Annotated in this window: 24 protein-coding genes; 4 read left to right on the plus strand and 20 right to left on the minus strand. The window is 34.6% G+C overall.

Going from position 1 to position 22,298, the window contains the following annotated elements; translation table 11 throughout:
• The first annotated feature begins 17 nt into the window (after positions 1–17).
• From recA to SMGD1_RS06835, 4 genes are all read left to right on the plus strand, one after another.
• Positions 18–1,055: a recombinase RecA gene (recA, locus tag SMGD1_RS06820; protein ID WP_008335959.1), complete on the plus strand. Its 1,038-nt coding sequence runs from the start codon at positions 18–20 to the stop codon at positions 1,053–1,055.
• A 148-nt stretch (positions 1,056–1,203) separates the two neighbouring features.
• Complete coding sequence (gene eno, locus SMGD1_RS06825; protein ID WP_008335292.1) at positions 1,204–2,469, plus strand: phosphopyruvate hydratase; 1,266 nt, start codon at positions 1,204–1,206, stop codon at positions 2,467–2,469.
• An 11-nt stretch (positions 2,470–2,480) separates the two neighbouring features.
• On the plus strand, positions 2,481–2,777 hold the full coding sequence (locus SMGD1_RS06830; protein ID WP_008335818.1) for a hypothetical protein: 297 nt from the start codon (positions 2,481–2,483) through the stop codon (positions 2,775–2,777).
• A 38-nt stretch (positions 2,778–2,815) separates the two neighbouring features.
• Positions 2,816–3,481: an AMIN domain-containing protein gene (locus SMGD1_RS06835; protein ID WP_008335460.1), complete on the plus strand. Its 666-nt coding sequence runs from the start codon at positions 2,816–2,818 to the stop codon at positions 3,479–3,481.
• A 32-nt stretch (positions 3,482–3,513) separates the two neighbouring features.
• Here SMGD1_RS06835 and SMGD1_RS06840 read toward each other — a convergent pair whose 3' ends face one another.
• The 20 genes from SMGD1_RS06840 to SMGD1_RS06935 all read right to left on the minus strand — a co-directional run bounded on the left by SMGD1_RS06840 (position 3,514) and on the right by SMGD1_RS06935 (position 22,298).
• Complete coding sequence (locus SMGD1_RS06840) at positions 3,514–4,098, minus strand: lipid-binding SYLF domain-containing protein (RefSeq protein ID WP_008335812.1); 585 nt, start codon at positions 4,096–4,098, stop codon at positions 3,514–3,516.
• A gap of 62 nt (positions 4,099–4,160) precedes the next feature.
• On the minus strand, positions 4,161–5,345 hold the full coding sequence (locus SMGD1_RS06845) for an AMP-binding protein (protein WP_008336930.1): 1,185 nt from the start codon (positions 5,343–5,345) through the stop codon (positions 4,161–4,163).
• Positions 5,342–7,447, minus strand: a complete 2,106-nt coding sequence (locus SMGD1_RS06850) for an MMPL family transporter (RefSeq protein ID WP_008336854.1) — start codon at positions 7,445–7,447, stop codon at positions 5,342–5,344. The genes SMGD1_RS06845 and SMGD1_RS06850 overlap by 4 nt, the downstream gene beginning before the upstream one ends.
• Positions 7,434–7,919 (minus strand): hypothetical protein, encoded by a 486-nt coding sequence (locus SMGD1_RS06855; protein WP_008340993.1) that lies wholly within the window; start codon positions 7,917–7,919, stop codon positions 7,434–7,436. The genes SMGD1_RS06850 and SMGD1_RS06855 overlap by 14 nt, the downstream gene beginning before the upstream one ends.
• On the minus strand, positions 7,907–8,632 hold the full coding sequence (locus SMGD1_RS06860) for a lysophospholipid acyltransferase family protein (RefSeq protein ID WP_008336148.1): 726 nt from the start codon (positions 8,630–8,632) through the stop codon (positions 7,907–7,909). The genes SMGD1_RS06855 and SMGD1_RS06860 overlap by 13 nt, the downstream gene beginning before the upstream one ends.
• Positions 8,607–9,149: a hypothetical protein gene (locus tag SMGD1_RS06865; RefSeq protein WP_008336325.1), complete on the minus strand. Its 543-nt coding sequence runs from the start codon at positions 9,147–9,149 to the stop codon at positions 8,607–8,609. Before SMGD1_RS06865 ends, SMGD1_RS06860 begins: the two co-directional genes overlap by 26 nt.
• Complete coding sequence (locus SMGD1_RS06870; RefSeq protein ID WP_008336402.1) at positions 9,142–9,390, minus strand: acyl carrier protein; 249 nt, start codon at positions 9,388–9,390, stop codon at positions 9,142–9,144. Before SMGD1_RS06870 ends, SMGD1_RS06865 begins: the two co-directional genes overlap by 8 nt.
• Positions 9,390–10,622 carry a beta-ketoacyl-[acyl-carrier-protein] synthase family protein gene (locus SMGD1_RS06875; RefSeq protein ID WP_008335056.1) on the minus strand — a complete coding sequence of 411 codons (1,233 nt, stop codon included), beginning with the start codon at positions 10,620–10,622 and terminating at the stop codon, positions 9,390–9,392. Before SMGD1_RS06875 ends, SMGD1_RS06870 begins: the two co-directional genes overlap by 1 nt.
• On the minus strand, positions 10,622–12,058 hold the full coding sequence (locus tag SMGD1_RS06880) for a B12-binding domain-containing radical SAM protein (protein WP_008336032.1): 1,437 nt from the start codon (positions 12,056–12,058) through the stop codon (positions 10,622–10,624). The genes SMGD1_RS06875 and SMGD1_RS06880 overlap by 1 nt, the downstream gene beginning before the upstream one ends.
• An 11-nt stretch (positions 12,059–12,069) precedes the next feature.
• A complete protein-coding gene (locus SMGD1_RS06885; protein WP_008336015.1) occupies positions 12,070–13,392 on the minus strand; it encodes a phytoene desaturase family protein in 1,323 nt (440 codons plus the stop codon).
• Positions 13,389–14,081, minus strand: a complete 693-nt coding sequence (locus SMGD1_RS06890) for an SDR family oxidoreductase (RefSeq protein WP_008335585.1) — start codon at positions 14,079–14,081, stop codon at positions 13,389–13,391. Before SMGD1_RS06890 ends, SMGD1_RS06885 begins: the two co-directional genes overlap by 4 nt.
• Positions 14,078–15,592, minus strand: a complete 1,515-nt coding sequence (locus SMGD1_RS06895) for an HAL/PAL/TAL family ammonia-lyase (protein WP_008336923.1) — start codon at positions 15,590–15,592, stop codon at positions 14,078–14,080. The genes SMGD1_RS06890 and SMGD1_RS06895 overlap by 4 nt, the downstream gene beginning before the upstream one ends.
• A 43-nt stretch (positions 15,593–15,635) precedes the next feature.
• Positions 15,636–16,445, minus strand: a complete 810-nt coding sequence (locus SMGD1_RS06900) for a hypothetical protein (protein ID WP_008335533.1) — start codon at positions 16,443–16,445, stop codon at positions 15,636–15,638.
• Positions 16,442–17,569, minus strand: a complete 1,128-nt coding sequence (locus SMGD1_RS06905; protein WP_008336156.1) for a beta-ketoacyl synthase N-terminal-like domain-containing protein — start codon at positions 17,567–17,569, stop codon at positions 16,442–16,444. Before SMGD1_RS06905 ends, SMGD1_RS06900 begins: the two co-directional genes overlap by 4 nt.
• Entirely contained in the window at positions 17,562–17,828 is a 267-nt protein-coding gene (locus SMGD1_RS06910; protein WP_008336768.1) for a phosphopantetheine-binding protein, read from the minus strand. The genes SMGD1_RS06905 and SMGD1_RS06910 overlap by 8 nt, the downstream gene beginning before the upstream one ends.
• Positions 17,828–18,907, minus strand: coding sequence for an ABC transporter permease (locus tag SMGD1_RS06915; RefSeq protein WP_008340999.1), 1,080 nt, complete (start codon positions 18,905–18,907; stop codon positions 17,828–17,830). The genes SMGD1_RS06910 and SMGD1_RS06915 overlap by 1 nt, the downstream gene beginning before the upstream one ends.
• Positions 18,900–19,742: an ABC transporter ATP-binding protein gene (locus tag SMGD1_RS06920; protein ID WP_008341001.1), complete on the minus strand. Its 843-nt coding sequence runs from the start codon at positions 19,740–19,742 to the stop codon at positions 18,900–18,902. The genes SMGD1_RS06915 and SMGD1_RS06920 overlap by 8 nt, the downstream gene beginning before the upstream one ends.
• A complete protein-coding gene (gene darH, locus SMGD1_RS06925) occupies positions 19,743–20,747 on the minus strand; it encodes a BtrH-related acyltransferase DarH (protein WP_008335636.1) in 1,005 nt (334 codons plus the stop codon). It abuts the gene before it with no gap.
• Entirely contained in the window at positions 20,734–21,150 is a 417-nt protein-coding gene (locus SMGD1_RS06930) for a DarG family dialkylresorcinol biosynthesis protein (RefSeq protein ID WP_008341003.1), read from the minus strand. The genes darH and SMGD1_RS06930 overlap by 14 nt, the downstream gene beginning before the upstream one ends.
• Positions 21,150–22,298 (minus strand): beta-ketoacyl-ACP synthase III, encoded by a 1,149-nt coding sequence (locus SMGD1_RS06935; RefSeq protein ID WP_039919872.1) that lies wholly within the window; start codon positions 22,296–22,298, stop codon positions 21,150–21,152. Before SMGD1_RS06935 ends, SMGD1_RS06930 begins: the two co-directional genes overlap by 1 nt.

The raw sequence follows: 22,298 nt of genomic DNA on the forward strand, positions 1-22,298 counted from the left end.
AAATAAGTGAGCCCAAGATGGACGCAAATAAACAAAAATCATTAGACTTAGCGATGAAACAAATCGACAAGGCATTTGGTAAGGGTGCTTTAATGAGACTTGGAGACAAAGATATAGAGCCAATTAAATCAATAAGTACAGGTTCTCTTGGGCTTGACTTAGCGCTTGGTATAGGTGGTGTTCCTCAGGGAAGAGTTGTTGAGATTTATGGACCTGAGAGTTCTGGTAAAACAACTTTAGCACTTCAGATAACTGCAGAATGTCAAAAAAATGGCGGTGTTTGTGCATTTATAGATGCTGAACACGCTCTTGATGTTGTATATGCTAAAAATCTTGGTGTAGATGTTGAAAATCTGCTTGTTTCTCAGCCTGATTATGGCGAACAAGCTTTAGACATTGTTGAAACTATTGCTCGTAGTGGAGCAATTGATTTAATAGTAATAGATTCAGTTGCAGCTTTGACTCCAAAGTCTGAGATTGAAGGCGAAATGTCTGATCAAAATGTTGGTGTTCAAGCTCGTCTTATGTCAAAAGCTCTTCGTAAACTGACTGGTGTTATCAGTAAAATGAACTGTACCGTTATTTTTATAAACCAGATTCGTATGAAAATTGGTATGATGGGCTATGGCTCTCCGGAGACAACAACTGGTGGAAATGCTCTAAAATTTTATGCATCAGTTCGTATTGATGTAAGACGTATAGCTTCTCTTAAGCAGGGCGAAAGTCAGATTGGTAATCGTGTTAAAGCTAAAGTTATCAAAAACAAAGTGGCACCACCATTCCGCCAAGCAGAGTTTGACATTATGTTTGGAGAAGGTATCTCAAAAGAGGGCGAGCTAGTTGACTATGGTGTTAAATTGGATATCATAGATAAAAGTGGCGCCTGGTTCTCTTACGAAGAGACTAAACTTGGTCAAGGACGTGAAAATGTTAAAGCTAAGTTCAAAGATGAGCCTGAATTGGCAAGAGAGATAGAAGAAAAAATCAAAGTAGCTATGGGCGTAAGTAATGTCATGATTATGGACACTACTGATATAGAAGACTTAGACGAATAACCATAACCTTCCCTTGTTCCTAAGTTGCACTTGGGAACACTCTCTTGCAACTTAAGTATTATACCTTTCTTCTAAACCATAAATAATATTCATCTTAAGTAGTTTTAGATAAAATTGCGGCAATAATATGTAACATATAGGATTATAAATGTATATTGAAAACGTAAGCGCAATCGAAGTAATGGATTCTCGTGGAAATCCAACGGTTAAGGCGACGGTAGAGTTAAGTGACGGGACAATTGAAAGTGCAATCGTGCCTTCGGGTGCTAGTACTGGTAAACGCGAGGCTTTAGAACTTCGTGATGGCGGAGATCGTTATATGGGCAAGGGTGTTTTGCAGGCAGTTGAAAATGTAAACTCTCAAATCTCTGATGCATTAATCGGTCAATCACCTTTTAATCAAGCAGTTATCGACGCTACAATGAAAGAACTTGACGGTACTGATAACTATGGTAACCTAGGAGCTAATTCTGTTCTAGGTGTTTCTATGGCTGTTGCTCGTGCGGCTGCTAAAAGTTTAGGTATGCCACTTTATCGTTACCTTGGTGGTGCTAATGCTATGGTTATTCCTACTCCAATGTTAAACATTATCAATGGTGGTTCTCACGCTGATAACTCAGTTGACTTTCAAGAGTATATGATTGTCCCTGTTGGATTTGAAGATTTTGCGGAGGGTTTACGTGCTTCTGCTGAAGTTTATCACAACCTAAAAGCTATTTTGAAAGCTAAAAAACATAACACTGCACTTGGTGATGAGGGTGGTTTCGCACCAGACCTAAGCTCAAATGAAGAACCTATTCAGATAATCATGGAAGCAATCGAGAAAGCTGGTTACAAGGCTGGTGAGCAAATAGCTATCGCACTTGACGTAGCTGCATCTGAGCTTGTTGTAGATGGCGGATATAGACTAGACTCTGAAAACCGTACAGTAACAAGCGAAGAGTTAGCTAACTACTATGTTGACTTATGTTCTAAATATCCAATCGTATCTATAGAAGATGGTCTTAGTGAAGATGATTGGGATGGTTGGAAAATTTTAACTGAAAAGCTTGGCACTAAAGTTCAACTTGTTGGTGATGACCTTTTTGTTACAAACGTAAACATTTTAAATGAAGGTATCGTTAAAGGTATCGCTAACTCTATTCTTATCAAACCAAACCAAATCGGTTCAGTTTCTGAGACTATGCTTACAGTTAGACTTGCTCAAAGAAATGGTTACACTTGTGTTATGAGTCACCGCTCTGGCGAGAGTGAAGATGCTTTTATCGCTGATTTTGCTGTTGCGCTTAACTGTGGTCAAATCAAAACAGGCTCAACTGCACGTGGTGAGAGAACTGCTAAATATAACCGTCTTTTAGAGATTGAAAACGAAGTTGTTTATGGTGAATACTTAGGTTCAGCAATTTTCAACTAGGTCATACTCTGATGAACCAAGAAGAACTTTATGAAGATATAGACAACTCTCAAAGTATCACTCAAAGATACTTGGGACTCTCTTTAGCAAAGTTCTTAAGTTTATTATTAATTGTCTTAGCACTTGGGGTTTATCTCGGTGTTCTTCTGTATGGAACTAACTCTGTAGAAGTTCTTTTTGGACTTGAAGATTATGAAAATTATCTTCAGGATGAAGTTCATAGATTAAAAAATGAAAATGCAGAACTTCAAAGAGAGTATTTTGAACTAAAAGAGATTTCTGCACCAGTAAGCCCCAAATCAAAATAAACTTGATATAATGCTTGTAAATTAATTCAGGGGTAGTTTTGATTAGAATTTTATTTATTTTATTTTATTTATTAATCATCTCAGAAGCTCGTGAAAACCCTTTTTTCCCTTCAAAAGGTGAAAAAGATATTCCCTACACTTCAAACCAAGTTAAACCTGCTACACCTCTAAAGCGTTCATCGATAACTCTTCCTTCATCGGCTAGAATGATTAAAAAAGTCACTATTGAATATGAAAATCTAGATGCTACTATTGAAAAAAAGAGTATTGATCTTGACAACTCTATAGACTGGCATCTACCTATTTTCGTATCTCAAAATTATGCCCAAACTGAGACAGAGACAAAGACTCAGGATAATGTACAAAAAGTAGATACAGAGCCTAAGAAAAACAAAATTATTAAATACAAAGAAATTGCTTCAGTTAAACATGCAAAGTTTTTATCATCAGACAAAACTCTCAAAATCATAACAGAAGATAAAATAATCAGAAACTTTATGCTTGTAAAACCACATAGAATAGTTGTTGATTTTAAAAGAGATACTAACCTAAAAAGTTATGAAAAAGAGAACCTAAAAGGTGTCTTTTGTAAGGTTAGAGTCGGAAATCATTCTGGCTATTACAGAGCTGTTGTTGAACTTGACGGACTCTACAGATATGAGATGCAAAAAGTTTCTGATGGGTATACTTTTAAACTACGTTAAACACCTTCTAATATAATCAAAATAATATAGATTTAGTTTAAATCCCCATCTTTCCAGTATTTTGTCCCCTGTATAGTAGCTTGAATTGCCAGACCATTTTGAGTAAGTTTATAGAGTCTAATACCTGGAGCAACTGTAATGGCTGCATTTACTGCCCCGCCTTCTTTTCCAGCTTTAGCCGCTGCATCTGCTTGTGCATTTGCTTCCCAGCCAGAGTTTACAAAACTATCAAAAACTTTTTTGTTTTCAAACAAAAAGATTGCTCTGAAATCTTTAACTCCAAGACCAAAGCCAACACCACCAGAACCCATATTCATATAGATATTTTTTCCAGTTTTGTTATTATGAGCCATACCTTTTCCACCTTCAGCAGATAAGATAATAAGATTTACACCAACATTTGTAAAAGTTGCATATCCATAAGAGTTTTCAATCATTTTCTTAGACTTAGGCGCATACTTATAGAGCTTTTTTAAAGTCTCATTACTTGTTTTTTGTCTCTCTTTTCTAGCCTCATTATTTTCAGCTTTAACATCTTTGTCACTTTTACCTGACCAGAACCCAGACAACATTAGCACTGCAATCGTTAGTGAAAGAAGTAATTTTAAACTTTTCATAGCTCATCCTTTAAGAATTTGAATTATCAATGATACTATAAAAAAGATTTTATTATATATCTTTAAAAAATAACTTTTCCCATCGCTGAGTAGTTAAGATTATCTACATAATCAACTTTAAATGGTATTGTTAGTGTTCCATAATTTTGTGCTATTTTATCTTTTATAAGTCGCTTGTCTATTTTCTGTTTTGCTTGTAGAGTAATTAATATCTGCTCACTTCTTAGTAACTCTTTTTTATATATCAAACTTACAACCGCTTTTTCTACATCTTCTATCGTCTCGATAATTGATTCTATCTCAAGTGCAGATATTCTCTTTCCTGCAATTTTTATAAGTTTATTCGCACGTCCGAGAAGGGTAAAAGAATCACCATTTATGGCAACAATGTCTTGAGTTTTAAAGGGCTGTTTTAATTCTATGATTTTATTCTCTAAAAGGTATTTTGATATAAAAGGAGAGCTAAGAGTCAGTCTCTCATCTTCACTTTGGATACTAACGTATTTTAGACTTTTCCACTTGTTACTCACTCCTTTTTTATAAGCGATGCCACCAGTTTCAGTAGAGCCAAATAGTTGCATGACAGTTGTTTTGTATCTCTCTTGAAATAGAGTTACATCATCTAGATGCAGAGGTCCTGTAGAAGATATAAAGAGGCTCTTCGTTAGTTCTTTGTTGTCACTAACTTTTGCAAGTGCTTTTATGAATAGCGGAGTAGTAATGACAAGTGTATTATCCACTGAAGCTTCTTCTAATATCTCATAAGGCAAAAAATCATCCTTAACTATTAGTGTTATATCATTTAGATGCAGAGGTAGAAGAAGACCCGCTAATATTCCGTATATATGAACAAAAGGTACGCTTACAACAACGCGCTCGATATTAAAACTCTTAAGCAAATCTTTTAATACTTCTACTTCTTCTAAAAGATTTTGTCTACTTTTAAATGCACCTACAGGAAATCCGCTGCTACCTGATGTGAAAAAAAGAAGTTGAGCTATTTTGTTTACTTCATCAATGTCTTCAAAATTATTCAAATCATTTTCTTCGTAAAACTTTTGAAGCTTAGTGTGGTTCTTATCAAATAGAACTATTTTCTGTCCACTTGAAAAAGCTGAAAAAAACTCTTTTATAAACTCTTTTTTTGAAGTTGAGTTTATATTTATCCACTCATCTGATGTCTCTTTGTTTAGAGATATATCTATGATTTCTCTTGAAGAGTCTTTGTTGATGTATTCAATAATCACTTCATGCTCCTAATAAGTATAAAAATAGAAATAATTCCTAAAGATATAACCATTCCGATTGACTCTAAAGCTACAATTGAACTAAAGACTAATACTCCAAAACCGGCAAATGTACTAAGAAGAGAGTATCTGATGGCTAAGACTGTATTGGCTTGCTCTTTTGTGTTACTCATATAGATTCCATAATCAATACCGATGGCAATAAGTATGATAAGTGAGAATAGATGCATTAAGTTTATGGTGTAAAAAACACTTAAAACAGCCAGCACTAAACTTGATGGAAATATTATGTAGTTAAGTGCATATAAAAATTTAGCTTTAACACTAAAGAAAAGAAGTACAAAAACTGCAAGTATGACTAAGCTAGAGTAGAGTGCCAGATCATCATACATCTTATTGGCTTGTTTTTTAAACATCTCTTTTGCATCTATGTTTGTTACAAAATTAAATGATGAAGCTTTTGATATATTATCTACTAAAGCTATAGTAGAGTAAGAGTTTTTATCATTATAAGCATATAGATTGTAGGAGTTAAATATATCTAGCTTAGGTATTTTACACTCTGCTAGATTTTCTGTAAAGCTGTATGACTCCTTGAAATAGCCCTTTTTAAAGCCTATCTTTGCAGCGTGTTCATTAATAATAGAATTGAGTCTTGAAAAATCATAATTAGTGAGCAGTTTTCTCTTTTTTTCACAGCTCTCTTTATCTTGAACAAATGTAGCAAGTGAAAAGCTATTTGGCACTCTTAGATGCAGTAGATGCAAGTTAGTTATGAGTTCTTCTTTTGATTTTGCTTGGACGATAATAGGCTTTAGATTTGTTTTGATAGATGATTTAAAGAACTCTTCTTTGTCCATAAGTTTAGTGTTTTGATAGTCTAGATTTCTGATATTATTATCTAAAGATAGATTATAAATACTAAAGCTCAGTAGTAAGATAGAGAGTGTAAAAAACAGAGATGCTGAGAGTTTTTTTGAACTCTTTTTTATGATAGTTTCTTGTTTATACTCTTGAATTTGTAATTTTGGAAATATAAATGTGAATAGTAGATAAGCAAAAGAGAGCGAAGCAACTGCAAAAAAACTGATTTGTGAAATGATAGGAATAGGGATAAAAGAGAAAATCACAAAAGCGACAGTTGTAGTTAAAAATCCATAAAGAACATTTTTGTCTATTTTTTTACCGCTTTGAAAAAAGTTATGAAAATAATAGTGAAGCAGATAATCAATGCTCACAGCTGTTACGCTCATCCCGAAGGCTAGAGACAGAATATTGAAATTCGAATATATAAGAGTACTTACAAGCGTTGCAAAGAGCATTGACGAGGAAAGGGCCAATAGTGTATGTGATAGCAGACGGATATTTTTTATGAGTATGTAGTAGATTAGAATTAGAACTAAACTAGAGAGTATAATTATCCACTTAACATCATTTTTTATCTTTGTGGAATTTTCAACTGTATAAAAAAATGGAGCAAAGGCAACTGCATCTGGATACTCTTTTAGAACTAAATGTACTTTTTCATATAGAATCTTAGCTTCGTTCATTTGAGATGCAGATACATCTGTGCTAACACGAATCAGATAACCAAAATCTCCTAGTGCTAAAAAATCCCCCTTATGAGAAAGGTTTGATTGGTGAGTATTACTTATGTTAAAAAGTTTTAGAGGATCATTTTTGTCAACACTTGTATAAAAAATATTTGTAGTCATTGAGTTGTATAACTCTTGGAGTTGTCGCTTTACGCTTTGAACGCTCTGTTCCTTATCATCAAATGAAGCAATTAGTGCAAAGTTATTTTTGTAGTATTGTAGTTGTGCATCTGATGGCGTCAGTGTTGATTGAACGCTTTTAATCCCGTCAATAGTTTTTAATTTTTGTGAGAGGGAATAAACTTTTGTTTTTGCAGAGTTGTCAAAGCCCTTTATGGCGATTAGCATCTCTTTTGAGTAACCAAGTTTAGATGCAATACTTAACTTCTCTATGGACTCTTTTGAAGCAAATAACGAGAGTAGATTTGTAGAGATGTTTATATGCTCTTTTAGTAAGAAAGCTGCCCCAAGAAGGAGGGTTAGGATTATGTAATTAGCGTATTTCATCAGCTATTTTTATAGTTATTTTGTCACTATTTTTTAAAAATAGTTTTATCTCTTTGAGCTTTTTTTCACTTTTTTCTAGCTCAATAGAATTGACGAAGTGACGTAAGCTTCCCTTTGGTTTTAGCAGAGTTTTATCAGCATGAATCTCAACATCAAACATACTTTTTAGTAGTTTGCCATCTCCACTGTGAAGTAGGATTATTGTCTCAAGGTATTGAATTATATGTTGGGTTTGTGATTCATCAAGAATTATCTCTTGTCCATCTTCTTTATATGTAAGTTTTGAATCTTGCAAACGCAGATTCTTTTTACTCTCTTTATAGTTGATAGAGAGTCCATTTTTTAAGAAACTTATTTCGCCATTGAGCTCCATGCTTCTACCCAGAGCATCGCTATATCTTAGTTCTGTGAAGTTGAAGCTATCTGCATTTGCAATTAAAAAGCTTAAAATTAGGATGATTATTTTTGACATGACTCACTCATAATATTGTGTGTGTATTTTAACATATCGCTCTCGTTGGAAAACTTATCAGGATATATCGGTTCTAGCATCTGGACTTTTATATTGGCTTTTTTAGTGCCGGAGAAACAAAAATTACCTTTTGCAAGTATATCTGCTGAGCCGTCGATTACGATTGGGATAATTGGTTTATTAGTCTTCATTGCAAGTCTAAATGCACCCTTTTTAAATCTTCCAAGTCCTTTTCCACTACCGCGAGTTCCCTCTGCAAAGAAGACTACGTTTCTATCTTCTTGGAGCATCTGCTCAAACTCACCATAGGTATCACTGATGTTGCCAAGGTTATTTTTGTCTAAATGTCTTATGCCTATTAGATGCCCGACTTGTGAAATAAAAGGGATTTTTTTAAAGTTCATCGTAGTCATTATGAGATACTTTTGTATGAAATATCCAAGGATTGGATAGTCTAAGTTTGATTGATGAGTTGATACATATACAGCACTTTTTGGGAGTTCTTCAAGTAGTTTTATATCTAATTTTATTCTTGGTATAGAAAAGAAAAATATTTTATAGATAACACTTGATAGATACTGAAATCTGTCTTGCGGGTACTTTACAAATGGATAAGAGATGCCGTAGATGAGTAGTGATGGAATTACAAATAATCCTATAAGACCAAAAAACAGTATAAAGGCAAAACTACTTGCTATGCATCCTAATCGCATAGAGCCTCCCATAGAGTACTTGAATTATTAGAGCTAAAAAGAAGAAGATGTACCAGCCAACAGAGCTGTAGAATGCCCATAATACATCATCATAAAAAGTTAAAGCAAATTGCATTAAAGTAGATATAGATACAGCCCAAATCCAATACTTATCTCCATCTCTTAAAAAAGCAATCTCTCCTTCACTTAACTTCTTTGGATAAAATTTTTGTGTAAATTTTAGTATAAATTCTCTTTTATTGATAGTAGCATCTATAAAAATGCTCAAAAACATAAGTGAGACTAAGACTGGTATAAATTTAACCATTGCGAAACTGGCATAAAAAAAAGAAAATACTAGAAGTAAAAAGTAGATTATTGGAACTATCAACTCTTTTGATATTTTATATTTGATATATGTAAAAAGTAGAAGTAGAAGGGATAGCGCAATGTATAGAGTAACGACTACCTCAAATTCAAAGTAGTGTAGAAATATTAGAAAGGTTGGTGCGAAAAGTAGTGTAAAAACACTACTCATTATTACTTGTAGCTAAAACAAAATCACACACGTCTTTTACTGTTCGTATATCTTTCATCTCTTCAGTTTTAATCTCTATTCCTAACTCTTTATCTAGAGTTACCATAAGGTCGATAGCATCTAAAGAGTCAAGTTCCAAATCTGTAAACAGGTTGGCATCTACATTGATGTCATCACTATCAACTTCAAATTCTTCAACTAATACAGATACTATTTTGTCATATACTTCTTCTTGAGTCATTAACTGTTGCCTTTATATTTTTTAAAAATCAGTGAGCTATTTATCCCACCAAATGCAAAATTATTATTCATCGCAATTGTAATATCTTTTTGCATATTTTCTCCTAAAACATTAATATTAGCACACTCTTTATCTAAGTTTTTAAAATTCATTGTTTTTGGAAGAAGAGATTTATTTAAAGCGATGAGACAGATAATAGATTCAACTACTCCACACCCGCCAAGAAGATGTCCCATATGACCTTTTGTGCTACTAACAGGAGTCTTAGAACCAAAAAGGCTAAAGGTAGCATTAGATTCTGCTATATCTCCCATTTGAGTCGCTGTAGCGTGAGCGTTTATATAATCAATATCTTGGGCATTTATAGAGGCATCTTCTAAAGATGTCTCCATTACTTGCATCATTCCCTCTTTTGATGGAGTTGTAATATGTTCACCATCACATGAAGTTGCATAACCTATTACTTCTCCATATATCTTAGCTCCACGAGCCAGAGCGTGATCAAGCTCTTCTAAAACAACAGCACCGCTTCCTTCACCTAAGACTAAACCATTACGACTCTCATCAAATGGACGAGAAGCCAGTTCAGGTTCATCATTGTGTTTCGTAGAAGCAGCTCCCATAACATCAAAAACACCAGCTGCCAAATAGTGAAGACCTTCAGCCCCTCCACATATCATAATGTCACTCATGCCGTATTTAATACTTTCATAGCCAGCGCCTATTGCTTGAGCTGATGAAGTACAAGCTGAACAAGTTGGAATGTTACGCCCTTTGATTGAGAACATTTGGGCTAAGTTCGCAGCTACTGTATGACTCATTATTTTTAAAAAGGCCATTGAGTTTTGTCCACGAAAGCTCATACTCTGTTTTACTTCTGGAACATATTCAAAAAGAGTCTCATTTCCACCCATAGTTGAGCCAAAGGCGATGCCACATCTTTTTGAGCTGATAATCTCTTGTGCCAGATTTGCATCTGCTATTGCATCTGCGGTTGAGATTGCGCTGAGTTGAGCAACTCTATCCATAGAACGGCGGTACTTTCTTGGGATTGATTTCAGATCGACGTCTTTTACGATGCCGGCAACTTTTGTACCTAGATGGTCTATCTCTTCCCACTCAGGTATATATTCAATTCCGCATTTCTCATTTTTTAAACTCTCGTACAGTTCGTCATAACTATTTCCAAGTGGTGAGTTTAGTCCTACACCAGTTATTACAACTCTTCGCATTATGCTCTAACCTTTTGCATTATTTTTGTCTTCATAAATCCTAGAAAAAAGAGTAAAAGTCTTTTTATATGAGTTGGATTTGAAAGCGCCATATTCTGATAGTGAAGTAGTATTTTAACACGTTTATAAAAAGTGGCTATTACTTCTTTGTACTCTTTGTCCAATTCTTCTTGTGTAAAAGCCTCTGCTTTATATACAAAGTTCATGCCGTTTAGCCTATCCCAGTCCTCTTCTCTAATAGATGTCCCGTATAGCTTTTTATAGATTGGAGAGCCTGGATATGGAGTGAACTTTGAGAGATTCATAGTTGTCAGTGGCAGACCTTTTATAAACTCTTTTGTAGTTTGCACACTCTCTTTTGTCTCTCCAGGATAACCAAGCATAAAGAGTCCTTTGACTCTGATGCCAGCTTCGCTTGTCCACTTAACAGCTCGAGCAGAGACTTCTGCTGTGATTGATTTTTTCATCTCTCTCAGCATCTCGTCAGAACCGCTCTCAAGACCAAAACTTATTTCCCAGCATCCAGCCTTTTTCATCATAGCCAGAGTCTCAGGTTTTACCGTGTCAACTCTAGCTGTACAACTCCAAGTCATATCTATTTTATTAGCTATTAAAAGTTCACAAAGTCTTAAAACATGTGCATTGTTTGCAACAAAGAGATCATCTACAAACTGTAGATGCTTTACTCCATACTCTGTGCTTAAGTGCTTCATAATCTCATAAACTTTCCCAGGAGAGTTATATCTTATCTTTGAGCCGAAGGTAGAAGTGTCACAAAACTCGCATTTAAAAGGACAACCTCTTGAAGCTGAGTAAGTAGCCACAGGAGCTCTAGGATAATCAAAAATAGCAGGAAGATATCCTTTTGGAAAGTTAGGCAGAAGATCCCATGCAGGCATAGGTAGGCTATCGAGCTCTTTTATGCTTGGAGGTGGAGTAGTTGTTTTTAGAGAGTTATCTGTATCTCTATAAATAATACCTTGAACATCTTCTAAGGGATCTCCATTTTCAATGCTAGAGAGTAGTTTATTAAGTATCATCTCTCCCTCATACAGAGCAGCTATATCAAAACTATTAAACTTTTTCATAGTCTCATAACCCATAGAAGAGATATGTGGTCCACCAACCATAATCGTGATGTCAGGATTTTTCTCTTTTATAAGAGTGGCTATGATAGAAGCGTTAAAAACACCTACTGTAAAGAGTGTAATTCCTACAAATTTTGGGTTAATCTCTAAAACCATATCAGCAACAGTCTGTGCTGATAAGTTTTCTAAGTCACTCTCTATGATTTGAGGAGAGTAACCATCTTTTCTAGCTTGAGCAGCAAGAAGCAAAAGTCCTAAAGATGGAGATCTGTTTATGACATGTTTTACGTGGTCATTCCCAGGTGCGATTTGTTCATAAGGAGGATTTATAAATATGATATCGCTCATTTTATCAAGCCTTACTTAAAGTAGTTCATTACTTTTTGAGCGCCAAGATAGCATCCTAAAAGACCTGGTGCTAAGGCACTCTCTCCTGCTAAGTACAAGTTTTCTACCCTTGTTTTTGGCATAACCATAGAGAGACTTTTTTGTTTAGCAGAGCATAAAATACCATAAGCACTGCCCTTATAGCCACTTGAATAGTGCTGTTTTGTAAGTGGAGTAGAACAGTCTATAACTTCGATGTTGCCAAAGTCATATAGCTTTTTTAGTGCAGATATATGTTGCTCACACTCTTTTTGTTTAAGTGCTTTATACTCTTGCTTATCAAGGTCTTGGTAATCCTCATACCTGCTTCTTGCTATAACGGTTACTGTACTTTTTCCATCTACTTTTGATGATGGTAAAACAGAGATGCAGTCATCACCATAAAAGTAAAGATTTGATTTTATGTCCGTCTCTACAAGACAGAAGATTGAAAAAAATGTTGGTGACTCTTCAAGCTCTCTTACATGTTTAGCATATCTTTTGAGCTTTTTACTTTCTAAATTTAAAAGAAAGATTGTTGTTCTTGGATGCAGAGTGCTTATAACAGCGTCATACTCTTTAACTCCATCTTTGCATCTAAGTGCATTAGCCCCATTCTCATCATAGAGTATTTCGGATACTTCATTTCTTGTTATGATAGTTGTTTTATGCAATTCACTTTTTAAAGCATCCACAATTGCTCGACCATTTCCTCTTATTTTTCTAGTTCCATCAAGCATGTTTATCATGATTTTCGCATAGATCTCAAATGATGCATCTTCGTATTGTACATCTGCGTAGAAGATAGTAAAGTGCAGAAGTATTTTTCTCAAAATTGGATTCTTAATATCAATCATAACACTATTTAAAGAGCGAGAGTCTATGTTTGTATAGTCATCTTTTAGTTCTAGGGTTATTTTTGAAGCTTCATAACATTTGTTAAAAAAGTTCTCTAAAGCGTCTTTTTCGTCTTTAAATAATGCTTGAAGTTTTTGCTTAAACTCTATAGAACTGCTTGGGATGCCAAATTCTGTATCATCAAAATACAGAGTGTCAAAATCTCTCTCATACTCATAAAGCTCAAACTTTTCTAAAAGGTTATATCTTTTAAACTCTTCATATAAGAACTGCCCTGGTGCTAGTGAACCGGAGTAGTGAAAACCGACATCAAACATGATTTTTTTAGTTTTAAAAGAGTCAATGACTCCTCCAACTTTAGGAAGCTTCTCATAAATAGTCGGTGAGTAGCCTTTTTTTTCCAGAAGAAAAGCACATAGAAGCCCACTGAGACCTCCTCCAACTATGGCAATGTTCATCTAACCATTCCACCACTGATATTAATAGTCTCACCAGTTACATAACTTGCTTTGTCGCCTAGAAAAAATACACATTCGGCTACATCTTCAGGCTTGCCGATTCTCTTTAATGGAATCGCTTTTTTCATCTCTTTAAGATCTAAGCTATGTGTCATCTCAGACTCAATCAGCCCAGGCGCAACTGCATTTACTCTGATGTTGTATCTTGCAACTTCTGCACAGAGGGCTTTTGTAAAAGCTATCATAGCACCCTTTGCTGCGGAGTAGTTTGTCTGTCCTGCATTTCCAACAAGACCTGAGACAGATGCAACATTTATGATAGAGCCTTTTTTGTTTGCAATCATATTTTTAAGAACTGCTTTTGTTACATAAAAAGTTCCATTTACAGAGGTGTCAATTACATCGCTCCACTCTTCATCAGTCATCCAAAAAAAGAGATTGTCTTTAGTTATACCTGCATTATTTACTAAAACATCAAGTTCTAGTTCTGCTAGGGCACTTACAACTTCATCTTTTTTTGTGATGTCAAACTGCATTATTTGAGAGTTACTAAGTTCTTTGTATAGCTCTTTCGCTTTTGCCTCTTGAGAGCGGTAATGAAGGTATACAAAATACCCATTGTCATGAAAGTATCTTGCACAAGCTTCACCAATCGCGCCTGTTGAACCAGTTACAAGAACTTTTTTCACGAGAAAAGCCCTTCTCTAATCATCTTATTAACTACTTTAATGTCTAAATCCATTCTTCTATCGTTTGTAAGTTTTTCTACTTCACTTCTGATAGTCTCATAGTTCTTTTGTAAAAATAGAGAACATTTGTCTTTACCTCTTAAGTCAACTCCCTGTGCCATTCCCATAAGGGCGATACTTAGCATGTTTGTTAAGTCTGGTAACTGCTTTGCAAAGTGAAGAGCGGCGGTTGTTCCCATACTTACCTTATCTTGGTTAAATGATTCTGTAGGACGAGAGTGTAGAGATGCTGGTACAGTGTTCATGATTACATCTGCAGTCAGTGAACTAAGAGTTATTTGCATCGCTTTAAAACCGTGGTGAGTTGATTTTGCATTTAGTTTTAGAGATTCACCTAGACCTTTGTTGAACTTATGATCAACCAAAAGACCAAACTCTTTGTCAAGCAAATCAGCTAAGTTTCCAACACAGATGCGCATAGTATCCATAGCATGAGCAATATAGCCACCGTAAAAGTTTCCAGATGTATAGATTCTCTTACCGATATGGTCTATAAGGGGGTTGTCATTAACGCCATTTATCTCTGTTTCTATCCATTTTTTTGCAATCTCTAGGTTATCGTGTATTACACCTAAAACCTGAGGCGAACAGCGGATAGAGTATCTGTCTTGAATGTTTTGTTCTTTTTCTAAATGAAAGTTTTCATATCTGCTGAATGCTTCATGTGTAAGAGATGAGTTTTCACATTTTTTAAGTATATTAGCTGCTGCACGTCTCTGACCTTCAAAAGGTTTAGAGTCATGAACAAATGGCTCAAGCGGAGTGATGTCACAGAGTAAAAGCTCAAAGATAGATGCTACAAAACTCTCAGAAGTATCAAGTAAAACTTCAAATTTTTCAATAGCATCTATGGCAATAGCACTCATCGCTGCAGTCCCGTTCATTATTGCCAGAGCTTCTTTTGGTTTGAACTTGTAAGGAGTGATGCCTAATTCTTTGTAAACTTCACTAGTTGGTCTTTCTTTACCATTATAAATAACTTCTCTCTCTCCTGCAATCGCGGCAGCTATATATGAGAGTGGAGTTAAATCTCCACTAGCACCAACAGAACCTTGAGATGGGATAAGTGGATAGATTTTTTTATCTAGTAAAAGCTCAAACCTCTTTAGTAAATCGTAACTGATTCCACTCTTGCCTTTAGAAAGACTAATCATGCGGATTGTTACCATTATACGTGATACTTCTTGGCTTAGATAATCACCAACACCACAACCGTGAAAAGAAAAAAGATTGTACTGAAGCTCTTCTGCTTCTTCAAAAGCTGCATAATTTTGCCCAGCTTCACCATAACCTGTAGTTACACCATAAATTGGGCGACCATTACGAATGTTTTCGATTAAAAACTCATGTCCAGCATTTATAAAATCAATAAACTCTTGAGAGTCATTTAGCTTGATATTTCCTTCTTTTATGAAGTCCTTATAAGATACTGTGCTGTTGTCTACTGTCATGTTTTGTGTTCCTGAGCTTCATCAATTTATTTAAGAGATTCTATCAAATTATCTTAGTGAGTAAGTTTAATTTTAATACTTTATATTTTTTATCATAAAAATCTATATAAACTAAATTTACGCGATTGTTGATATGTTTGTTTATTATAGAACTGGCAATTGTTTCACAAAACGCAATCTCATTATCTTTGTAGAACTCTTTACATCTACTAGAGAAAATTACTTTTGTTTTGTTTTCATCAAGAAAGGTTTTAATTTCATCTTGTGAATAGATTTTTGTATCAAACTCTATCTCTGCAATAGCTTTTTCTTTTGATAGTGAGAGTTTTTGATAATTAACACTACTGACAAGATTACAATCTTCACTGACTCCAAGTATTCTTTTTATAATCTCATCAGGCTCACTTACTAAGTCAATAGAGCCTAAAATTGCATTTTTTTTAGATGAGTACAGAGAAGCGTAGATAGATATTAGAGAGTTTATAAAGGTAAAATTATCTGAGATTTGAAAGAGACTTTTACCTTTAATGTTTAGTGATTTAGAAATGTAGTAACTTGTTGTATTTCCAAGCATATTTATAAAGTCAAATATCTTCATAAATTCATTTTTATGAATAGATTCTGTAGCTTCTTGAACTACGTCGATATTGCCGACTCCACTTGTGATATAGAGTTCGTCATTTACGTTTATGTTTACTTCATCTTGAAGTTTTTTAGCACCGAATATTCCAAGGTGAATAAAATCATTTTGACGTCTAGTATCTAATTTGTACTTCTTTTTTAATTCATTTTTAATATCTATATCATTCTCATCACTTCTATAAGAACTGATACCAGTTATATATAACTTCATAGTGATTCTTTCTTGATTATAAGTGATGTGTTGTTACCGCCAAAACCAAAATAGTTACACATAAAGATTCCGCTATTGCACTGTTGATGTGCATTTATCGGTATATAATTCTCCATTATTGGATTAGTACAAGAAAGTGTCTTTGGAATAAAACCATCATCAATGCAAGCCATAAAAAGGGAGAGTTCTAAAACACCACAAGCACCTAATGTGTGACCGACATAAGGTTTAAGAGAGGTAAATACTATCTCTTTGTCGTAAACTTTTGCTATTGCATTTATCTCTGCTAAATCATTTGAATTTGTAGAAGTTCCATGAGTTTTAAGGGCTAAAATATCTTCTGCTCTTAGTTGTGTGTTTTTTAAAGCTAAGTTCATTACCTCTGCGAACTCATCACCACTTTGGCTGGCTGCAGTTATATTTAAAGAATTAGAACAGTTCGCTCCACCTTCAAGTGACCATAAAGTGTCTTTTTTTGAAAGTAAAACACCAGCGAATCCTTCTCCTAATACCATGCCGTCACACTCTTTATCAAATGGTTTTTGGTTTTCTTGTGAGAGTAGCTGCATAGCATTGAAGCCTCTGCTCATTATTTGTGAGAAGACTTCTATTCCAAGCACTATTACATTCTCAAAAAGTGATGCATTTATAAGGTTAGAAGCTTCAAGAAGAGCATTTGCACTTGAAGTACAAGCGGTGTTTATTGTCATTGTAAAATTATTTAAACCGAACTCTTTGGAGAGCTCTTTAGCATAAGAGTCTATGCTGTTTTTTTTTGAGTTGTACTCTTTTTTAGGCTCACTGTAGAGTGTTGCTTCTATTGCATCTACCAGATACCAGTCTATGATAGAAGTACCTATGATTATAGCGGTTGATTTTCTTTGTGTCTCATCAAGTTCGCATACAAGCTGAGAAACTAACTCTTTAAGCTCTGCGTAGATGCTGTGTTGATTGTCTTTTACTTCATCTTCAAATAAAAAGTAGGGAGCTGTGATGGTTTCCATAACTGCAGGGATATTTTTTGAAGATATTTTAATATTTTCATTTTTTATGGAGTTTAGTGTTTGCTGGAGATTGCCTTGCGAAGATTTTATAACATATTTTGAGATGCCAACACTACTCATTTTGCTCTTTTATAAACTCTGATAAAGCATCTATTGTTGTTACTACTCTTCTAAACTCTTTAGGGTCAACAAGTCTTATGCCATATTTTTTTTGTATGGACATTGAGATTTGCAGTGCATCAAGAGAGTCAAGTTCTAAACCACTTTCATCTGAGAAGAGCTCAACATCATTTTCTATCTCATCTGGTGTAATATCTTCTTTTTCACACTCGGTGATAATCATCTCTTTTAAATCATGTTTTAATTGCTCTATATCCACTAAAGACCTTTGTTTATTCTTTGCTGTAATATTATCATAGATGCTATTAAAGCGATGAGTCCAAAGGTAAAGAGCATTGCTACATCTTTTATTATCATTGAAGCATCTGCGGCCTTTAGAAATATATCTAAAAACCCATCTAAGCCCCATGACATAGGGGAGAAGTCTGCTATTCTTTGCATGGATTCAGGCATGATATATTTTGGAACCATAACACCACCGATAGCTCCTAGGAGAATATTTAAAATTCCGCCTATAGTTGTGGCTTGCTCGCTAGAACTTGCACTTACAGCTATAAGGGATGATACACCAATGGCTGAGACACTTAAAGCGAGTGAAATGGCTATTATCGCTCCAATTGAGCCATTAATCTCTAATGCCGGAGTATCAAAGAGCGGTACCAGGAAAATTCCGACTCCCAGCATTATCCAAACCTGTATTTGATTTATCGCAAGGTAGGGTATGCTTTTTGAGAGGGTCATGGAAAGAATAGACACATTCATTGAATTCAGACGAGAGAGAGTGTTCTGTTTTCTCTCATTTATATATATAGTTGACATAGGGATAATGATAAAAAACATACCAAAGACTATCCAAGCTGGTACACTTTGCTGAGTAGAGTTTGGTATTGCCTCATTGTTATTATATTTTACTTCAAAGAGTTCACCAAGTTCTCCAAACATTCCAAATTTTATATTTAAAATATGCTTTGACAAGAGAGATTTGAATATCTCTATTTGATTACTTTTTAAAGCATCTTTGACCATAAGCTTTAAAGCAGTTGTTGTGTTTGGAGAGTAATCTTTAGGAATCTCAAGTAAAAACTGTGCATTTTCTTTATCTGTTACAAGTAGTATATTTTTATCTTCTTGGATTTTTGAAATTAACTCTTGGCTTAGTTTAGAGTTCTCAATATTGTTAATATATAAACTAAATTCTAGCTCATTTGTAGAAAATTGATTTTTCATGGCAACAGACATTATGAGTATAAATATAGCGGGCATTACAAAAAGAGCCAAAAGTGCATGTCTGTCTCTTAAAACAAGTAAAAGCTCTTTTTTAATCATAGCACTAAGCATTTTCAAAACCTGTTATGTCTAGAAAGTGTTTTTCTAAATTTGTAGAGCCATATCTAATCTGCTTTATTGCAACTTTCTGTTTTTTCAGTAAATTAAGTGTATCAAAAAGCTTATCTTCACTTGTTTGAATAAAAGAAGAATCTTTGCTTATTATCTCTATGGTGATTTTATCGCTTGTTTTATTTGAAAGTAGGTTATCAAGAGTGTTTTGTTCAACAAGTTGTCCATGATTTATAATGGCTACTTCATCACATATTTTTTCTATCTCTGCCATATAGTGGCTTGTATATATAACTGTGATACCGAGTTTTTTATACTCCTTAATAGAATCAAGTATCTCATTTCTACTCTTTGGATCAAGCCCAACTGTTGGCTCATCAAAGTAGATAATTTTTGGATTGTTTAGCAGTCCTATGGCTATGTTTAATCTTCTTTTTTGTCCACCAGAAAGAGTAGCTGCTCTTTGCTTTAGAAAGTTTTCAAGAGAGTTGATCTCAACAGCTTTGTTATAATCTTCTTTTTTTGCATTTTGTATATCTGCAAAAAAATCAAGATTTTCTTTAACCGTAAGATTTTCATAAAATGCCAGATGCTGAGGGATAATAGAGCTTATCTGCTTAATCTCTCTTTTTTGGTTTTTAAGATTTAAACCAAAGATTTCTACATCACCGCTGTCAATCTCTACAAGACCATTTAAAATAGAGAGGAGGGTTGTTTTACCTGCTCCATTTACACCCAAAAGACCAAAAATAGTTCCCTCTTTAATCTCTAAAGAGAGATTGTCTAAGGCTTTTATATCTGCATATGATTTTGAGATATTGGATATTCGTATCATCTATTTGTTGCCGTTAAACTCTAGCATTTTTTTATAGACTTTTGACTCTTCATCGCAGATGAAAAGTAGCATCTTAGAGATAGCTTTGAAGTCTATCTCTTTTTTAGACCTAATTGATTTTGCAATCATGAGTGCAAACTCTCTCCATTTATCTCCAACTTCAAGCATCATTTTTGAAGCCTCTATCAGAGTCTCGTCATTCTCAAATAAAAGACTTGATTCTTGTAAAAAAGAGGCATAAATATATCTAAAACCAGCTCCACCTGTACCTATCTCTTCTTGCATCCGTACGATGTGACCAAGGTATAGTTTTGCATACCTTGTATCTTTTGACTCTAGTTTTAAAATTGATTTAGCCAGAGATTTCATAGCCTTTAATCCAGATATAGGAACAGGAGTATTTAGCATAGACTTGGCTGTTTTTTTAATACTTTTAATAATTGCAGGTTTGATGTCAATATCTGTAGGGACATCAGTAGGATAATATAAAAGACCCTTTGGAGCCATAAGCCCTTTTGCAAACCTGGCTTTAGACAAAGATGCTCTGTCACACTCAACACTATGTTCAAAAACAGGATCACTGATGAGGTAGTTATCAGCTTCTTTAGCAAATATTACCAAGTTATGAGCATTGAAATGAAAGCGCATCTCAGGTGGAAAATATGGAAGCCAATATACAGAAGACTGTGCTCCTACAACTTTTCCTTCATCTAGGAGTTCATTAAGTCGATTTTCACCCTTTTCTTTGTTTGAGAAGTTCTCAAGTTTCATCTTGATTTTTAGATTTTTCTGAATATTTTTGATGATAGATTTTGGTAGAGTTCTGTAAGCTACAAGAGGCATACCACCAATCTTAACAAAGGGAAGATACGCAAAGGTTAGTGCTGAAGATAGACCAAAAATCATAGGCTCACTAAGATTTAGTCCATAGTGCCTAAGAAGTGATGCCATTACACCACTCTCACAATGTGCAGAGTGTGTGTGTTTAAAATCAGTTGCAATCATAATCTATATCTTCCAATACTTGTAATTCTTCTATTGTTTTTCCTAGAGCATCTGCATATACAGACAATCTTTTATTACTTATCTTTTTAAATATTTCTGGTCTGAAATCACGGCGTATGGTCCACTTAAAAAAACTGGTTGTCTCGTGCAAAAGCTGTAAATCCATTCTCTCTTTATACATATAATAATATAGAGGCGATTTAATGCCTTTTTTGACTTCACAGTATGCTGTATGTGCACTATGCTCTAAATCTTCAAGCGCTTGTTTTGTTACAGTCTCTTCAACATTCCAGCCAGTAGAACCAACTACTTTTATCTCACCATTTTCGCTTTTTGCATAAATGGCTTTTTTGTTGTTTGCATATGTTGAACTATCGTCTTGTGGAACACTATTTATATCCATTATACAGCCTCCAGTAGCATAAAAGCTGTTGAAAATCGTCCGCTTTCAGGAATGTAGCATAAAAGCTTATCGCCTTTTTTTACTTTGTTTGAATTAAATAGTTCTTCCAGCATGATATATATAGATGCTGAGCCGGTATTTCCCTTTGATGAGAGATTGGTAAACCATTTTTCCTGTGGTATGTCACAACCAGCTTTAATCATTTTCTTATAGACTTCATCTCTAAAGTAATTTGATGAGTAGTGAGGTAAAAACCAGTCTATTTCTTCTGGTTTAAACATCTTTTTTTCCAGCATCTGAGTCAGAGGTTTTGCTACCGTGTATTCAACTATATTGTCATTTAATAATTTTACATCCTGTTTTAGAGAAAATATAGACTTGTTCAACCACTCTTGTGGAGTATATTGTCCCCAGCCTTTTAGTGAACCGTCTTCAAGTTTCTCGCATCCGCCATACATGCAGGTATCTAAAACATTTGCATAAGATATAGAAAAAATTTTATCTATTTTAAGACAAAGAGAGGTCTCATTTGGTTTAGCACTAAGTGCCATAGCTCCAGCGCCATCACTTAGCATCCATCTTAAAAAGTCTTTCTCAAATGCAATCTCTTGATTTTTCTCCAGCATCTCTACGCTACTCTGAATCTCAGGAGTAAAGTTTTCAGCTCTCATAATTGCTGATGAGTTTTCACTGCCAGTTGCAATTGCAACATCTGCATCACCAGATTTGATAGAGGTGTAAGCATACTTTAAAGCGGTAATCCCACTAAGGCAGATTCCAGCAGTAGATACAACTTCAAGAGGCTCGCATCCAAGCTCTCCATGAACCATAATGGCATGATTTGGCATAAGTTGATCAGGCAGTGTTGTTCCACATGCTAAAACATCAACACTGTCTAAATCAAGACCATCTTTTTGAAGCCCTCTTATCGCTTGGGCTGTTAGCTGAGTGTTAGTATGAGTTGCTTTTCTAGTCTTTGGGTCAATCGCATAATATCTGTTTATAATCTTGTTTGATTTAAGTATTATTCTTCTTGCACGAGATGGTCTATCTCCAACTTGTCCAAGTACTTTTTCAATATTTTCATTGTCAATTGGATCATTTGGCAGGAATGCTGAAATCTTATTTATATATACTTCTCTCAACAT

Origin of the sequence: Sulfurimonas gotlandica GD1 (assembly GCF_000242915.1) — a bacterium.
Lineage (GTDB): Bacteria > Campylobacterota > Campylobacteria > Campylobacterales > Sulfurimonadaceae > Sulfurimonas > Sulfurimonas gotlandica.

Bases quoted from the DNA above. Each gene is read 5' to 3' on its own strand.
- recA (WP_008335959.1), top strand. From the start codon at position 18: ATGGACGCAAATAAACAAAAATCATTAGACTTAGCGATGAAACAAATC.
- eno (WP_008335292.1), top strand. From the start codon at position 1,204: ATGTATATTGAAAACGTAAGCGCAATCGAAGTAATGGATTCTCGTGGA.
- SMGD1_RS06830 (WP_008335818.1), top strand. From the start codon at position 2,481: ATGAACCAAGAAGAACTTTATGAAGATATAGACAACTCTCAAAGTATC.
- SMGD1_RS06840 (WP_008335812.1), bottom strand. From the start codon at position 4,098: ATGAAAAGTTTAAAATTACTTCTTTCACTAACGATTGCAGTGCTAATG.
- SMGD1_RS06850 (WP_008336854.1), bottom strand. From the start codon at position 7,447: ATGAAATACGCTAATTACATAATCCTAACCCTCCTTCTTGGGGCAGCT.
- SMGD1_RS06855 (WP_008340993.1), bottom strand. From the start codon at position 7,919: ATGTCAAAAATAATCATCCTAATTTTAAGCTTTTTAATTGCAAATGCA.
- SMGD1_RS06860 (WP_008336148.1), bottom strand. From the start codon at position 8,632: ATGCGATTAGGATGCATAGCAAGTAGTTTTGCCTTTATACTGTTTTTT.
- SMGD1_RS06865 (WP_008336325.1), bottom strand. From the start codon at position 9,149: ATGAGTAGTGTTTTTACACTACTTTTCGCACCAACCTTTCTAATATTT.
- SMGD1_RS06870 (WP_008336402.1), bottom strand. From the start codon at position 9,390: ATGACTCAAGAAGAAGTATATGACAAAATAGTATCTGTATTAGTTGAA.
- SMGD1_RS06875 (WP_008335056.1), bottom strand. From the start codon at position 10,622: ATGCGAAGAGTTGTAATAACTGGTGTAGGACTAAACTCACCACTTGGA.
- SMGD1_RS06880 (WP_008336032.1), bottom strand. From the start codon at position 12,058: ATGAGCGATATCATATTTATAAATCCTCCTTATGAACAAATCGCACCT.
- SMGD1_RS06885 (WP_008336015.1), bottom strand. From the start codon at position 13,392: ATGAACATTGCCATAGTTGGAGGAGGTCTCAGTGGGCTTCTATGTGCT.
- SMGD1_RS06895 (WP_008336923.1), bottom strand. From the start codon at position 15,592: ATGACAGTAGACAACAGCACAGTATCTTATAAGGACTTCATAAAAGAA.
- SMGD1_RS06900 (WP_008335533.1), bottom strand. From the start codon at position 16,445: ATGAAGTTATATATAACTGGTATCAGTTCTTATAGAAGTGATGAGAAT.
- SMGD1_RS06905 (WP_008336156.1), bottom strand. From the start codon at position 17,569: ATGAGTAGTGTTGGCATCTCAAAATATGTTATAAAATCTTCGCAAGGC.
- SMGD1_RS06915 (WP_008340999.1), bottom strand. From the start codon at position 18,907: ATGCTTAGTGCTATGATTAAAAAAGAGCTTTTACTTGTTTTAAGAGAC.
- SMGD1_RS06920 (WP_008341001.1), bottom strand. From the start codon at position 19,742: ATGATACGAATATCCAATATCTCAAAATCATATGCAGATATAAAAGCC.
- darH (WP_008335636.1), bottom strand. From the start codon at position 20,747: ATGATTGCAACTGATTTTAAACACACACACTCTGCACATTGTGAGAGT.
- SMGD1_RS06930 (WP_008341003.1), bottom strand. From the start codon at position 21,150: ATGGATATAAATAGTGTTCCACAAGACGATAGTTCAACATATGCAAAC.
- SMGD1_RS06935 (WP_039919872.1), bottom strand. From the start codon at position 22,298: ATGTTGAGAGAAGTATATATAAATAAGATTTCAGCATTCCTGCCAAAT.